This window comes from Kitasatospora sp. NPDC059827, from assembly GCF_042731675.1.
In the GTDB taxonomy this organism is placed as follows: Bacteria; Actinomycetota; Actinomycetes; order Streptomycetales; family Streptomycetaceae; genus Kitasatospora.
Genome location: NZ_JBHWIV010000051.1, coordinates 44,588 through 59,220 on the forward strand (window position 1 = coordinate 44,588; position 14,633 = coordinate 59,220).

Consider the following 14,633-nt stretch of genomic DNA (forward strand, 5'->3'; position numbering starts at 1 on the left):
GGGCAGGGCGGGTCAGATGCCGACGTAGTTCTCGGCGAACCAGTCCTGGTGGGTGCGCGAGGTGCGCAGGGATTCGACGCGGGAGCGCCGCATGGCTTCGTGGAAGAACGATTCCTCCGCCGGGCCGGCTTGGGCACCGACTGCCGGGCCGACTGCCGCGCCGCTCCCCGGGCCGACGGGGGAGTGCAGGAGCTGGATCATCCAGTGGGCGAACTCCTGGGCCCGCCATATGTGGGTGAGGCAGCGCGCGGAGTAGCCGTCCAGCGCCCGGGCGTCGCCCCGGTGGAGCTCGTCGATCAGCGCCTCGGCGAGCAGTTCCGCCTCCAGGACGGCCAGGTTGGCGCCCTTCGCGGCGGCCGGGGCGGGGAGGCTGGCGGCGTCCCCGGCCAACAGCAGTGAGCCGTACCGGAGTCGGTCGAGCACGTCCGACTCCAGGTGGACGACGGAGCGGTGGAGGATCCGGCCGTGGTGCAGCGGCCCGTGTTCGTCGGCGCGCAGCCGCCGGTCGAGCGCGGTCCGGATCCGGTCCTCCGACCAGGCGTCGGCGGGGGTGCCGGGCGGGCACTGGAGGTAGTAGCGGGTGACGTCGGCGGTGCGGGCCATGTGACCGGCGAAGCCGTCGGGGTGCATCGCGTAGCCGACGGCGTCCATGCTCGGGGGCGCCTCGGCCAGCAGGGCGAGCCAGGAGACGCCGTGGTCGCGGTGGTACCGGCGGGTGTCGGGGGGCAGCGAGCGGCGGGCCGCGCCGTGGCGGCCGTCGCAGCCGGCCACGTAGCGGGCCCGCCAGCGGCCGGGGCGGCCCTCGGCGTCGCGCACGGTGACGGTGGGGGAGGGGCCGTCGATGCCCTCGACGGCCTGGGCCTCGGTCTCGAAGGCGATCCGGCCGCCCGCCGCCAGGTAGTGCGTCAGGAGGTCGGTGACCAGGTCCTGTTGGGGGTAGACGGTGTGGAGCTCGCGGCGGCCGAGGGCGCCGTAGTCGAGCCGGAAGCTGCCGTCCTCGGTGCGGAACTCGCAGGTGCCGTGCGGTTTCCCGTGGCGGTGCAGGCCGTCGGCGAGGCCGTGGCGGTCCAGGACCCGGACGGTGTTGGCAGCGAGGAACCCGGCCCGGGCCCTGGTCCGGACGTGCTCGGGGTCGGCCCGTTCGAGGACGACGCAGTCGATGCCGGCGGCTAGGAGGAGGTTCCCGAGGGTGAGTCCGGCCGGTCCGGCGCCGAGGATGACGACATCGGCGGTCTGCTGGGCTGTTCGGCCTGTCTGACGTTCAGTCACAGTACGGGGAGCTTAGCCACCGCTGGATACAAGGAAGCGCCGGAATCCCTCGGATCGGTGAATAGGGTGATGATCTTCACCAGTGCTTCGCACAATCGCCGACTCCCGGGCGCCCTGCTCGAAGCTGATCGGGACTGCGCACTGTTGCGCAATGATGGAGGTCTCGACTATAAATCGATCATCTTCACGCACATTCGTGCAGTCTCGCGCAGGAGGACCTGATGGCCCACGTCGACGAAGAGATCGCCAGCCAGCCCGACTGCTGGCAGCGCGCCCTGGAACTGGCCCCGCAACACCTGCCCGAACCCGGTGAGCGGGTCGCCGTCATCGGCTGCGGCACCTCGCTCTACATCGCCCAGGCCTACGCGGCGCTGCGCGAATCCCTCGGACACGGCGAGACCGACGCCTTCGCCGCCTCCGAGTTCCCGCTCGGCCGCCGGTACGACCGGATCGTCGCGCTCACCCGCTCCGGCACCACCACCGAGGTGCTCGACGCCCTCGCCCGGGTGGGCGGCACCGAGACGGTCGCGATCACCGCCGACCCCGGGACCCCGGTCGGCGCCGCCGCCCGCCACCTGGTGGCGCTGGAGTTCGCCGACGAGCGGTCCGTCGTCCAGACCAGGTTCGCCACCACCGCCCTCGTCCTGCTGCGCGCCCACCTCGGCGCCGCACCGGCCGACCTGCCCGCCCAGGCCCGTACGGCGCTCGCCGACCCGCTGCCCCGGGGCGCCCTGGAGGCGCGGCAGTTCACCTTCCTCGGCACCGGCTGGAGCTGCGGGGTGGCGAACGAGGCCGCGCTCAAGGTCCGGGAGGCCTCCGCCGCCTGGACCGAGGCCTACCCGGCGATGGAGTACCGGCACGGCCCGATCAGCGTCAGCGGCCCCGAGGGCCTGGTCTGGTTCCTGGACACCCCGCCGGCGGGCCTGGTCGACCAGGCCGGGGCGACCGGCGCCGCGGTCAGCGTGCCCGGGCTCGACCCGCTGGCCGAACTGGTCCGGATCCAGCGCCTGGCCGTCGGCCTCGCCGTCCGGCGCGGCCTCGACCCCGACCGGCCGCGCCACCTCACCCGCTCGATCGTGCTGGACCAGCCGTGACCGGCGGCCCGGCGGAGCACCCGCCCGGCCCGGCCACCCGCCCCGCCCGTCCGCTGACGGCACAGCCCCAAGGAGCACCGTGACCCTGGTCGGAACCGGAGAGATCGTCGCGCCCGCGGTGAACGGCGGCCGCGGCGTGGGGGCGTTCAACGTCATCCAGCTGGAACACGCCGAGGCCATCGTCGCCGGGGCCGAGGCCGCCGGGGTGCCGGTGGTGCTGCAACTCAGCCAGAACGCGGTGCGCTACCACGGCGGCCTGGCGCCGATCGGCGCGGCGACGCTCGCGGTGGCCCGGGCCGCCGCTGTGCCGGTGGCCGTCCACCTGGACCACGCGACCGAGCGGCCGCTGGTGGCGGAGGCGCTCGCGCTGGGGTTCGGCTCGGTGATGTTCGACGCCTCGGCGCTGCCGTACGAGGAGAACGTGCGCACCACCGCCGAGGTGGCCCGGCAGTGCCAGGCGGCGGGCGTCTGGGTGGAGGCCGAACTCGGCGAGGTCGGCGGCAAGGACGGGGTGCACGCCCCCGGTGCCCGGACGGACCCGGCGCAGGCCGCCGAGTTCGTGGCCCGCACCGGCGTCGACGCGCTGGCCGTGGCCGTCGGCACCTCGCACGCCATGCTCACCCGCACCGCGGCGCTGGACCTCGACCTGATCGCCGCGCTGCGGGCCGCCGTCCCGGTGCCGCTGGTGCTGCACGGCTCCTCCGGGGTCGCGGAGCCCGTCCTCGCGGCGGCGGTCGCCCACGGGATGACGAAGGTCAACATCGCCACCCACCTCAACAAGGCCTTCACCGAGGCGGTCCGCGGCCGGCTCGCCGCCGAACCCGCACTGGTCGACACCCGGACGTACCTGGGGGACGGGAGGGCGGCGGTGGCCCGCGAGGTCACCCGGCTGCTCGGCGTGCTGACCGCGCCCCGGGCGGCGGACCGGGCCGCCGTCTCGCCCTGACCGGCCGTCCCGCCGTGAACCGGCGCCCGCCGCCGGGGTGCGCGGTTCGCTGCACTGTCGGCTGCGCGGTTGGCTGCGCGCGGGTGCGCGGAGCTGTCCGCGGGTGCAGTCACCGACCGTCGACCCGGGCTGAACTACACTCCGTCCATGCTCAAAGCTGATCGCGCCGCCAGGATCGTCTCGCACATCGCCGAGGCGGGGAGCGCGGACGTGCGCACGCTCTCCGACCTGCTCGGGGTGTCCGACGCGACCGTGCGCCGGGACTTGCAGGAACTGCAGGACCAGGGGCTGCTCCAGCGCACCCGCGGCGGTGCGGTGACCGGGGCGGTCAACCTGGAGATCCCGCTGCGGCACCGGAGCGACCAGCAGGCGGAGGAGAAGCGCCGGATCGCCCGGGCCGCCGCCGAACTGGTGCCGGACGGCGCCGTGGTCGGCCTGACCGGCGGCACCACCACCACCGAGCTGGCCCGGGTGCTCGCCGAGCGCGGCAACCTCACCGTGGTCACCAACGCGGTGAACATCGCCGCCGAGCTGATCGTCCGCCCCGAGGTCCGCCTGGTCGTGATCGGCGGCCTGGCCCGCTCGGCCAGCTACGAGCTGGTCGGCCCGGCCGCCGAGCGGATGCTCGACCAGTACCACCTGGACCTCGCCTTCATCGGCGTGGACGGGCTGACCGTCCAGCAGGGCTGCACCACCCACGACGAGATGGAGGCCCAGACCGACCGGGCGTTCCTGCGCAGCAGCGCGCACACCGTCGTGCTCGCCGACCGGACCAAGGTCGGCCGGGTCACCTTCGCCTCGATCTGCCCGCTCACCGACGTCCACGACCTGGTGACGGACGCGGGGCTGCCGGACGCCCAGGAGCAGGCGATCGCCGAGAGCGGCGTCCGGGTGCGGCGGGCCTGACGAGCGGGGCCTGACGAGCCGGGCCTGACGAGCGGGCCTGCGGCGTCAGGCCACGCCCTGGGCGTCCCGGGACGGCGCTGGGACGCGGGAGGGGACGGCGAAGCGTGGCGGACGGGCGCGCGCCGCTCCTAGCGTGACTGCCGTCCGGTCCGCCGAGGTGCGGACGTGCGGACCCCCGCCGAGTCCGAGGCCACCCCTGCCCCCGTGCCGTCAGCAGGCCCGGGGGCAGGGGTCCTTCCGTCCCCGCCCGCTCCCCGAAGGACCAGGTCGCCCCGTATGAACGCCGTTGACCCGAACTCCGCCGCCGTAGACCCGACCCCCGCCCCCGTCGGCCCCGGCCGCCGCACCTTCCTGGCCGGCGCCTTCGCCGTCGGCACCGGCGCCCTGCTGGGCTCCGCCCTGACCACCGGGGCGGCCGCCGCCGCCACCGGCCCGGTGATCGCCGACACCGGCGCCTGGGGCGCCCGCCCGGCGAGCAGCCCGCTCACCTTCGTCCCGGGCGCGCCGGACAAGGTGATCGTCCACCACACCGCCACGCCCAACGTGACGGACTACTCCCAGGCCGCCGCCTTCTCGCTGGCCCGCTCGATGCAGACCTACCAGATGGACAGCGAGCACTGGATCGACACCGGCCAGCACTTCACCGTCAGCCGCGGCGCCTACGTCATGGAGGGCCGCCACAGCAGCCTGGCCACCCTGCGCGGCGGCGGCCAGCACGTCGAGGGCGCCCACTGCACCGCGCAGAACACGGTGGCCATCGGCATCGAGAACGAGGGCACGTACAGCACCGTCGACCCGCGCAGCCAGCAGTACGCCGCGCTGATCGACCTGATCACCTACATCTGCCAGCAGTACGGGCTGCGCGCCTACCAGGTCTACGGGCACCGCGACTTCAACACCACCGAGTGCCCCGGCGACCGGCTCTACGCGCTGATCCCGCAGATCCGCCGGGACGTCGCCGCGCGGATCGGCGGGGACCCGACCGGCCCGGTCTGGCCGGTGCTCGCCAGCGGCGCCTCGGGCGAGAAGGTGCGGACGCTGCAGTACCTGCTGGTGCAGCGCGGCCAGTCGCTGACCGTGGACGGCTCGTACGGGCCCGCGACCCAGGCCGCCGTCACGGCCTTCCAGAACACCACCCACGCCTCGGCCGACGGCGTCGCGGGCAACCAGACCTGGAGCCAGGCCGTGGCGCCGCTGGCCCGCGGCGCCTCGGGCAGCGCGGTGCAGGCCGTGCAGAGCCAGCTGGTCGCGCACGGCATCCAGGTGAGCGTGGACGGCGCGTTCGGCCCGGGCACCCAGACCGGGGTGACGTCCTTCCAGTCCTCCGCCGGGCTGCCGGCCGACGGCCTGGTGGACGCCCGGACCTGGAGCCGGCTGCTGGCCTGAGCCGGCCTCCCGAGCGCCCGCCGGGGCCGTCCCACGCCCGTCCCACGCCCGTCCCACGCGTCTCCGGGGCCCGTCCCACCGCCCCCGCCCACCGTCCCCGAGCGCACCCGGGACGTCCCTGGTGCCGCCGACTCCTGGAGGGACGGGCGGCCGCCCCCCGAGAGTGGGCGGCACTGCTTGATCGACCGACAGGCACCCGACGGAATGGGATCGACCGTGAAGAAAACCTCGGCCCTGCGCGCACTCGCCGCAGGCGTGCTCGCCGCCGCCGTGCTGGCCCTGCTGCCCGCACAGGCGGCCCAGGCCACCGACAGCACCACGTGGGTCCAGCGCAACCTGGTGGGTATCGGCTACCTCGCGAGCGGCGGCGTCGACGGCAACTACGGCCCGCAGACCACCGCGGCCGTCCGCAGCTTCCAGCACGACAACGGCCTCGACGAGGACGGCGTCTACGGCGGCCGCACCGAACTCGCCCTGCACAACAAGGTCGCCGAGGTCCAGCGGGTGGCCGGCTCGGGCGCCGACGGCGCCTACGGCGACGGCACCACCGGCGCCGTCAGCACCTGGCAGCACTCCCACAACCTGAGCAACGACGGCATCGCCGGCCCGGCCACCATGAACGCGATGGGCGTCGCCCGCACGGTGCAGATCACCGCGCAGTGGAAGTTCCCCGCCCACGGCTGGAGCGTCAGCGGCCAGTTCGGCTGCCTGGACCAGATCTACAACCACGAGAGCGGCTGGAAGGTCTACGCGACCAACCCCTCCTCCGGCGCCTACGGCATCCCGCAGTCGCTGCCCGGCGACAAGATGGCCAGCGCGGGCTCGGACTGGCGGACCAACCCGGCCACCCAGCTCCAGTGGGGCCTGGACTACATCCAGAGCCGCTACGGCTCCCCGTGCAACGCCTGGAGCTTCTGGCAGTCCCACAACTGGTACTGACCGGTCGGCCGGTCCCGACCGGCCACCCGCACCGCCCTGTACGACGTCCTCCCCTGTCGACTCCTCGAAGGAGCACGTGGTGAACAGCTCTTCCCTCGACCGTCGCGCCCTGCTGCGCTACGGCACCGGCGCGGTGGCCGCGGCCGGGTTCGCCGTGGTCGCCAACGTCGGCCTCGCGCGTCCGGCCGCCGCCTACGGCTGGTCCGGCAACCTCGGCCAGGGTTCCTCCGGTTCCGCCGTGTCCGAGCTCCAGATCCGGGTCGCGGGCTGGGCGGCGGACTCCGCCTCGCAGACCTGCGTCGCCGTGGACGGTTCCTTCGGCCCCGGCACCGCGGCCGCGGTGCGCCGGTTCCAGGCCGCCTACGGGCTCAGCGCGGACGGCGTGGCCGGCCCGCAGACCTTCGGCGTGCTGAACGCGCTGGAGAAGTCGGACGGTTCCACCGCCCACTTCAACTGGTCCGAGTTCACCAGCCACGACGGCTCGGGCTTCGGCGGCGGCAACGTCGGCGCCGACGAGGTGAAGGAGAACGTCCGCCGCACCATGTACAAGCTGGAGGCGCTGCGGAAGAAGGCGGGCGACCGCGCGATCACCATCAACTCCGGCTTCCGCAGCACCGCGTACAACGCCTCCGTGGGCGGGGCGGGCAACTCCATGCACACCTACGGGGTGGCGGCCGACACCGCGGTCTCCGGCCTGTCCACGCTGGACGTCTACCGGATCGCCGAGACCTGCGGCTTCTCGGGCCTGGAGACCCACACCGTCTCCTGGCAGCACGTGGACAGCCGGATCGAGCACTCCAACTACGGCTCGGGCTTCTGGTGGTGGCAGGACGGCGTCGCGTAACGGCGGACGCCACGGCCCTGTCCGGGCCACAACGGCGGCGGCACCGCGCCCTCCCCAAGGGCGCGGTGCCGCTCTGTCGTGTGCCGGTGGTGCCGGGTGGTTCCGGTGCCTCCGGCGGTTCGTCGAGGTTCCTGTGCTGCCCACAGGGACCAGGGTGGTCGGGTGCGGTCGGTCAGGCCTCGCGCCGCAGGGAGCGCCGTCCGGCGGCCGCCAGGACCCCGCCCGCGCCGACCGCGAGGGAGACCAGGGCCAACCGCCGCAGCAGGGTGGCCTGCCGCACGTGCGGGCACTCCGGGTGGTCCTCCCCGCCCGGGGCGTCGGCCGACGGTCCGTCGGCCGGCCCGGACGGGGAGGAGGCGCCGCCGGGCGCGGGGGCACCCGGCGCGGCCGACGCGAGGCGTCGGCTCTCCGCGAGGTGCCAGAGCTCCAGCAGGAGCTCGGCATCGCCCCCGCAGACGACCGCGATGCTCTGCACCGCGCCGCGCGGGGGGAACTGCTTCCCGTTCACCCAGCGCTCCCACGAGGACTTCGCGTAGTGGGTGCGTTCGCTGAGCCGGGCGTAGGTGAGGCCCGACCGGTTCTTCAAGGACTGCAGCTCGCCGGCGAGCCGGTCGGCGGGTGAGGCGGCTGCTACCGCTGCTGCGGGTGCCGCGAGTGCGGTGAGTGACGCGAGTGACTCAGGTGATGGTGATGTGATCTCGGACGCGTGGTGGCGGCCCATGAGGTTTCCCCGAACTTCCTCTGAGATGACCGTTGTGGTGCATGGATCCGAACTGCACCGGGCGCCCCCCGTCCGTGCTGTCTGCGGCGAAGTCTTTATCCGGACCAGAACCGGTGTTGACTCCTGGGCTACCCGGCGCGGCCAACTCTGCGCGATCGGGCACCGATCTTCGACCGTCTCCGGGGCTTCTGAGACGCTGCGCGTCGTCCCCAGGGTCCTGAGCTGCGGGTTGGGACGCGGATCAGGAAACCCTTGAGACGATTCGCCGGGGTGCGACCGAAACCGGATGGGAGCGCGGGGCGGGAGAGATTAAGCTGATCATCCGGAAGAAGATCAGTTCGAGCCTGCCGTCGACCTGCCAGAGGTGCCCCACACGTGAGTCAGTCCTGGAAACCGCTCCCTGACGACCTTTCGGAACCTGCGCGACGCCTGGTCGAGGAACTGCGCGCCGTCAAGGACGCGCACCGGATCTCGCTCGCCGAGCTCGGCCGGCTGACCTACCTCAGCAAGGCGTCCTGGGAACGCTGGCTGAACGGCAAGCGTCTGATCACCTCTCAGGCCCTGGCCGGCCTGATCACCGCGTTGGACTGCGACGCCGTGCTGCTCACCTCCCTGCTGCGACAGGCCGAGGCCGCGCGCGACGCGGAGGCGACGCCCGGCGCCCCGGCCGCCGTGACTCCGGCCGCCGTGACCCCGGCCGAGGTGGCCCCGACCGCCGCCGCTGAGCCCGCCGTCGTGCCCGTACCCGTACCCGTCCCACTGCCTGTCCCGGTGCCCGTCCCACTGCCCGTCCCGGTGTCCCTCCCCGTCGCCCGCGTCGCCCTCTGGCGGCGGCCGCAGGCCCTGGTCGCGGTCGCCGCCGTCGCCGTGCTCCTGCTGGTCGCGGGCCTCTACCTGCACGGCCTGAACGGTGGTGGCGCCGCCGCGGCCTCCCCCGGGCACGTGCCCGCGCTGGTCGAGCCGACCGCCCCGATCGCCCCGCCCGCGGTGAGCACGGGGGCCCTGCCGCCCCAGCTCTGCGAGTCCGTCGGCTGCGCCGGCAAGGACCCGCAGGCCATGGGCTGCGAGGCCGACGACCAGACCGTGCTGACCGGCACCATCGGCAAGGTCGTGCTGTACCTCCACTACAGTGCGCGCTGCCGGGCCGCCTGGGCCGGGATCACCGACGGCTCCCCGGGGGACAGCGCCACCATCTCCACCGGCACCGGGGGGCACGAGACCGCCCTGATCCACTGGGGCTACGACAACTACTCGAAGATGGTGGACGCCGACGCGCCCAACACCGTCCTGCGGGTGTGCGGCCACCAGAAGGACGGCTACGACTGCACCCTGCCCCTGTCCGGCGCCGCCGCCCGCGCGCAGGCCCTGGCCACCACCTCTACCCCCACCCCCACCCTCGCGCCGACGGTGACGCCCTCCTCCTGACGCTCCTTCCGGAGGACGGGCCGGGGCCCCGGACACCGGAACGGACACCGGTTCTCAGACGAAGTTCTTGTCGACGAGCATCTGCAGCACGTTCACGTGGAGGTCCGGGAAGTCCATCGGGACGATGCCGAACCGGGCGCGCTGCCGGGTGCGCGCGCTCAGGTACGGGTAAACCGCCCGGTCCATCACGGCCTGCGAGCTGTTCCGGGGCCAGTAGCCGCCCGCGTAACTGAGGAAGTTCACGAACATCTTCGGATATCCCGGACTGGCGAAGGCCCTGTCGAACTGGGCGACGACGTACCGGCCCTTGTCGCCCAGCGGGTCGGTGCCGCCGGTCTGCCAGACGTCCTGGGTGTCGAACCAGGCGTTCTGGCCGCTGGACCAGTCGATCAGGCCCCAGGGGTTGGCGAAGTCGGCGAGCAGCACCACCTTGCCGCGGGCCGCGCCGAGGGTGGGCCAGCCGTAGAGGTGGAACAGGCCGCGGTAGCCCAGCGCGTCCAGGTAGTGGTCGACCCGCCGCTGGAACTCCGCGTCGTCGAGGGCCTGGCCGCCGGCGCGCTCGTTGCGCAGGCGCATCAGGAGCGTCTCGCCCGGGTGCGCCGCCAGGAAGGCGCGGCACTGGTCGAGCACGTCCTGGAGCCGGATGTGCTGGTAGGCGTCGGAGTGGTAGATCCCGAGTTCGTCGGGCGCCCCCTTGAGGCCGTTGCAGCGGATGTCGAGGAAGCGGACGCCCTCCTGCAACTGCTGGGGGATGCCCCAGTTCTGGGTGTGCGACCACTCGGTGCCGTACCAGGGGTTCTGGCAGCAGGAGTCGTGGGTGCCCGGGACGGTGAGGTCGAGCAGGGAGAGGTTCCCGTCCAGCCGGCCCATCCAGCTGTCCGTCGGCACCCCGCCCGGGGTGGTCGGGCCGCCCGCGGCCAGGGCGGCGGGCGCCCCGAGCAGAGCGCCGACGGCGGCCGCACCGCCCGCCCCCGCGCCCCACCTGAGAAGTTCACGACGTGCGATGCCCATGGCCCGGCTCCCTCCGCCCCGCGCGCGGGTGCGACGACAAGTCCTGACGATCGGTCCGTCCTGACACTCGTCCAACGCCGCCGCGGCGTCAACGGGTTCAGCGCGGGTCGGGCAGCCGGCCGTCCGGGGCGACCACCAGCCACCAGGCGGGCAGCTCGATCCGTTCGCCCGCGGGGGTGAACTCGGTCAGGGACAGCGGAAGTTCGCCGGTGGCGAGGACGGCGAGGCCGGCCGAGCGGAGCAGCCCGTCGAAGGCCGCGTCGGCCACCTCGGCGGGGGCGAGCCCGTGGGCGAAGACCGGGCGCAGCTTCGGGGGCGGCCCGGCCGGGGACTGGGCGAGCCCCTTGAGCACCTCCTTGGCGGACTCGGCCAGTTCGACCAGGAAGGCCCGGCCGCGCGAGCCGAGCAGGGTGGCGACGGCCTCGGCGACCGGCCGGCGGTCGGCCGGCTCGCTCTGGTGGATCACCCCGCGCACGTACACGTTGGCGTCGCCCAGGCGCTCGTGCAGGGCCCGGACGGCGGCCGGGTCGGTGGCGTCCAGCTGGGCGAACTCGGCGCGGCCGGTGCGGTCCTGACGCCGGGCGAGCTCGACGGCGGTGCCGGACAGGTCGACGCCGACGGCCCGGGGGAAGTGCTCGGCGAGGAAGCGGGTCTGGCGGCCGTTGCCGCAGCCCAGGTCGACCACCGGCAGGTCGGGGTCGTGCAGGTGGGGCCGGAACAGGGCGAGGTGGCGCTCCGCGGTGAGGGCCGGCTCGGCGTCCCAGATCACCGCGCCGGGCTCCTCGGGCGCCTCGCCCCAGAAGCCCTCCCAGGCGTCCCGGTACCGATTCGTCACGCTCATGGCGGGGGCCTCCGGAGGTCGCGCACGGCGTCGTCACGCACCGTGTCGGGACCGTGTCTACCGGTGCCCGATCCGGAAGGGCAAAATCACCGGCGCGGCCCGCTGGGTACCGGCGCACGACGGCCGCCCCGCGCCCCCTCGGGGAGTGCCGGGGCGTGCGGGACGGCCGTCGGTGCCGGTGGCCTCAGCGGCCGGGGCGCCAGTCGGCCTCCAGTGCCGTGCTCCCGTCCGCGCGGGTGACGGTGTGCCAGTGGGCGTGCAGCCCGGCGGCGGGGCGGTCGGTCGAGCGCGGCGCGCCCATCGCGCCCAGGACGGGACTGTCCAGGGGGCTGGCGGCCAGCCGCTCCAGCACCTGGGAGAACGCGGCGCGCAGCCCCTGGCCCCGCCGGCGGACGTCGGGCACGACGGAATGGAACGCAGCGACCACGGACATGCGACTCACCTCCGGAAGGACCTGCGGAACGTGCAGGTACGTCCCCCAGCTTGCGCCGGTCCGCCCCCGTGCCCGCGCGGATTGACGCACTGCTGACGCGCCGCTGACGGGCCCCTGACGGCCGCGCCGTTCCGGGGTTCGTACCCGATGGGCGGCGGCCTGCCGGGCCGGGCCCCGGCCGGGCCTTCGCGCGGGCGACGGAATTGACCTGACCGGTATTCCGGCGGTGGCCGGAGAAATCCCGGAAGGCGCGCTCGGGGGAGAAATTGTCAGGCGCTCGCCAGAAGCATGGGATCCGGGGTCGGTGAAGGGCTTCGGAAGGGCAAAGCGGCTGGTCAAGGACCTGACGCAGGGCCTTCGTCAAATGTCCTCCCAGTGAGCGGCATTGATGCGGAGCCGGTTCCTTCGAGGGCTTCGCCAGTAATTCCCCAGCCCTTGGCAAACCTTGTTCCCAGGCTGCTGCGCGGGGCCCTTCCGGACCGGCATCATCGGCTGACATGAGTCGATTCACCGCAATACCGCAGGGGGCTCCCGCGTGAGGGCCTTCCGCTTCCTCCCCGTCGTCGCCCTGGCCGTCGCCACCACGGTGATCGGGCTGGCCACCGTCGTCCCGGCCTCCGCCACCAGCTCGCGGGTGGACCTGAACGTCCTCGTGGTCACCGACGGCAACCCCTGGGTCGAGGGCATCCGGCAGCAGTTGGCCGCCGAGGGCGTGCCCACCACCGTCATCGACCTGACCAGCGCCGGCCGGGCCACGATCACCGCGGGCTTCCTCGCCGACACCCTGGCCGACGGCACCCCGCACGGGCACTTCGAGGGCGTGGTGCTGCCCAACGACGCGCCGACCCAGCTCTCCGCGGCCGAACTGAGCACGCTGACCGGGTACGAGCAGACCTACCAGGTCCGCCAGGTGGACGCCTACGTCTGGCCCGGCGCCAACACCGGCCTGGCCGCGCCGACCTGGTCCGGCTCGCTGGACGCCACCACCGCCACCGCGACCGCCGCCGCCCGCGGCGACGCCTTCCACTACCTGAACGGCCCGGTCGCCTTCGAGGGCACCGCCGGCGGCAGCGGATCGTACGGCTACCTGCCGACCCCGCTGCCCGACAACCCGGCCACCGGCTCGCACTTCGAGCCGTACCTGACCGAGACCGTCCCCGGCACCGGCACCCAGGGCACCCTCGCCGGGGTCTACACCTCCGGCGGCCGCCAGCAGTTGGTGCTCACCTTCGCCTACAACTCCTACCAGCAGCAGTTCCGGCTGCTCGCGCACGGCATCGTGGACTGGGTCACCAAGGGCGTGCACCTCGGCTACTGGCGCAACTACTTCTCCGCCCACATCGACGACCTCTTCAACGCCAACTCCCGGTGGAGCCAGAGCGGCGACTGCACCCCGGGCGAGGGCGACTGCGTCGGCAGCGTCCCGGCGACCACGCCGATCCGGATGACACCCGCGGACGTCAGCGCCACCGTCGCCTGGGAGCAGCAGAACGGCTACACCCTGGACTTCCTGTTCAACGGCGGCCCCAGCCAGGACTACGCGGACGCCAACGGCGGCACCGACCCGCTGACCACCGCCCTGCTGGCGAACAAGAACAGCTTCATGTGGCTCGACCACACCTACCAGCACCCGTTCCTGGGCTGCGTGCAGAACTTCACCGTGATCCCGTGGAAGTGCCGGACCGACGCCACCGGCGCGGTCCAGTACGTCGACCAGGCCACCGTCAACAGCCAGATCCAGCAGAACATCCAGTTCGGCCAGGCCAACGGGCTGCCGTTTCGGCCGGGCGAGCTGGTCGCCGGTGAGCACTCCGGCACCGTGATGCTGCCGCAGCAGCCCGCCGACAACCCGAACTTCCTCGCCGCGCTCAGCCAGAACAACATCCAGTGGCTCGGCGTGGACGCCTCCCGGGAGACCGGCCAACGGCAGATCGCCTCGGCGCTCGGCGTGCCCCGGCACCCGGTCAACGTGTTCTACAACGTCTCCACCGAGTCCGACGAGGTGAGCGAGTACAACTGGCTCTACGCCTCGAAGGCCAACGGCGGCAGCGGCAACTGCGAGGCCAACCCGGCCACCACGACCTGCATCACACCGCTGGACCTGAACCGCGGCTGGGCGGACTACGTGCTGCCGATGCAGACGAGGATCACCCTCGGGTACGTGCTGAGCAACGACCCGCGGCCGTTCTTCATGCACCAGTCGAACCTGACCGACGACCGGCTCGCCCTGCAGACGCTGACGGACATCCTGTCCACGTACCGCGGTTGGTACACGGCCGACACCCCGATGGTCAACCAGACCCTCACCGACGCCGGCACCACCCTCCAGCAGCAGACCGCCTGGCAGCAGACCCGCACCGCGGGTACCGTCAGCGGCTACGTCCAGGGCGGCGTGGTCACCGTCCAGGGCCCGGCGGGCACCGCCGTCCCGGTCACCGTGCCCACCGGCACCACCGTGAGCGGCGGCGCCGCCTTCGGCAGCGCCTACGCCGGCGAGCAGTCCGGGTACACCACGCTCGGCACCGCGCCGACCGCGCTCACCGTGACCAGCGCCCTCTTCGGGACCGCCACCGCCGGGGCGAGCCCCAGCGCCGGGCTCGCGCTCGCCTCCTACTCGATCGGCTCGCCGCACCAGGTGCGCCGCAACGGCACCGCCGTCACCGTCACCGACCCGTTCGGCACCCATGTGCTGCCCAGGCTCGCGGGCAAGCCCGACGAGGAACTGCACATCGGCAGCACCCACCACCACCCGTACCGGAGCCCGGTGGCGCCGCCGCAGAAGTGACGCCCCACCCGGTACCGGCGGCCGGCCGGGGCA

At 73.6% G+C, this 14,633-nt stretch carries 13 protein-coding genes; 8 read left to right on the plus strand and 5 right to left on the minus strand.

Translation table 11 applies throughout. The annotated features are described in order from the left end of the window. Positions 1–12: 12 nt before the first annotated feature. Positions 13–1,269: a 4-hydroxybenzoate 3-monooxygenase gene (locus ACFV8H_RS27600; protein WP_380405049.1), complete on the minus strand. Its 1,257-nt coding sequence runs from the start codon at positions 1,267–1,269 to the stop codon at positions 13–15. A 221-nt stretch (positions 1,270–1,490) separates the two neighbouring features. Here ACFV8H_RS27600 and ACFV8H_RS27605 point away from each other — a divergent pair, with 221 nt between their 5' ends. The 6 genes from ACFV8H_RS27605 (at position 1,491) to ACFV8H_RS27630 (ending at position 7,384) form a co-directional block, all read left to right on the plus strand. After that, entirely contained in the window at positions 1,491–2,363 is an 873-nt protein-coding gene (locus ACFV8H_RS27605) for an SIS domain-containing protein (protein WP_380405052.1), read from the plus strand. 79 nt (positions 2,364–2,442) lie between these two features. Further along, positions 2,443–3,309, plus strand: coding sequence for a ketose-bisphosphate aldolase (locus tag ACFV8H_RS27610; protein ID WP_380405055.1), 867 nt, complete (start codon positions 2,443–2,445; stop codon positions 3,307–3,309). Positions 3,310–3,456: 147 nt separating this feature from the next. After that, entirely contained in the window at positions 3,457–4,215 is a 759-nt protein-coding gene (locus tag ACFV8H_RS27615) for a DeoR/GlpR family DNA-binding transcription regulator (RefSeq protein WP_360234102.1), read from the plus strand. A 276-nt stretch (positions 4,216–4,491) separates the two neighbouring features. Continuing rightward, positions 4,492–5,601: an N-acetylmuramoyl-L-alanine amidase gene (locus tag ACFV8H_RS27620; protein ID WP_380405058.1), complete on the plus strand. Its 1,110-nt coding sequence runs from the start codon at positions 4,492–4,494 to the stop codon at positions 5,599–5,601. 216 nt (positions 5,602–5,817) lie between these two features. Further along, positions 5,818–6,540, plus strand: coding sequence for a peptidoglycan-binding protein (locus tag ACFV8H_RS27625; protein WP_380405061.1), 723 nt, complete (start codon positions 5,818–5,820; stop codon positions 6,538–6,540). Between the two features lie 79 nt (positions 6,541–6,619). Next, a complete protein-coding gene (locus ACFV8H_RS27630; RefSeq protein ID WP_380405064.1) occupies positions 6,620–7,384 on the plus strand; it encodes a D-Ala-D-Ala carboxypeptidase family metallohydrolase in 765 nt (254 codons plus the stop codon). A gap of 172 nt (positions 7,385–7,556) precedes the next feature. Here ACFV8H_RS27630 and ACFV8H_RS27635 read toward each other — a convergent pair whose 3' ends face one another. Beyond that, entirely contained in the window at positions 7,557–8,105 is a 549-nt protein-coding gene (locus ACFV8H_RS27635; RefSeq protein ID WP_380405067.1) for a helix-turn-helix domain-containing protein, read from the minus strand. 375 nt (positions 8,106–8,480) lie between these two features. Here ACFV8H_RS27635 and ACFV8H_RS27640 point away from each other — a divergent pair, with 375 nt between their 5' ends. Continuing rightward, positions 8,481–9,530 (plus strand): DUF2690 domain-containing protein, encoded by a 1,050-nt coding sequence (locus ACFV8H_RS27640; RefSeq protein WP_380405070.1) that lies wholly within the window; start codon positions 8,481–8,483, stop codon positions 9,528–9,530. 54 nt (positions 9,531–9,584) lie between these two features. Here the strand turns inward: ACFV8H_RS27640 and ACFV8H_RS27645 are convergent, their stop codons facing one another. The 3 genes from ACFV8H_RS27645 to ACFV8H_RS27655 form a co-directional block, all read right to left on the minus strand. Next, positions 9,585–10,541 (minus strand): phosphatidylinositol-specific phospholipase C, encoded by a 957-nt coding sequence (locus tag ACFV8H_RS27645; protein WP_380405072.1) that lies wholly within the window; start codon positions 10,539–10,541, stop codon positions 9,585–9,587. Positions 10,542–10,638: 97 nt separating this feature from the next. Then, entirely contained in the window at positions 10,639–11,382 is a 744-nt protein-coding gene (locus tag ACFV8H_RS27650) for a class I SAM-dependent methyltransferase (protein WP_380405075.1), read from the minus strand. A gap of 184 nt (positions 11,383–11,566) precedes the next feature. Continuing rightward, on the minus strand, positions 11,567–11,815 hold the full coding sequence (locus ACFV8H_RS27655) for a hypothetical protein (protein ID WP_380405078.1): 249 nt from the start codon (positions 11,813–11,815) through the stop codon (positions 11,567–11,569). Positions 11,816–12,350: 535 nt separating this feature from the next. Here ACFV8H_RS27655 and ACFV8H_RS27660 point away from each other — a divergent pair. After that, on the plus strand, positions 12,351–14,600 hold the full coding sequence (locus ACFV8H_RS27660) for a hypothetical protein (RefSeq protein ID WP_380405081.1): 2,250 nt from the start codon (positions 12,351–12,353) through the stop codon (positions 14,598–14,600). The last annotated feature ends 33 nt before the right edge of the window (positions 14,601–14,633 follow it).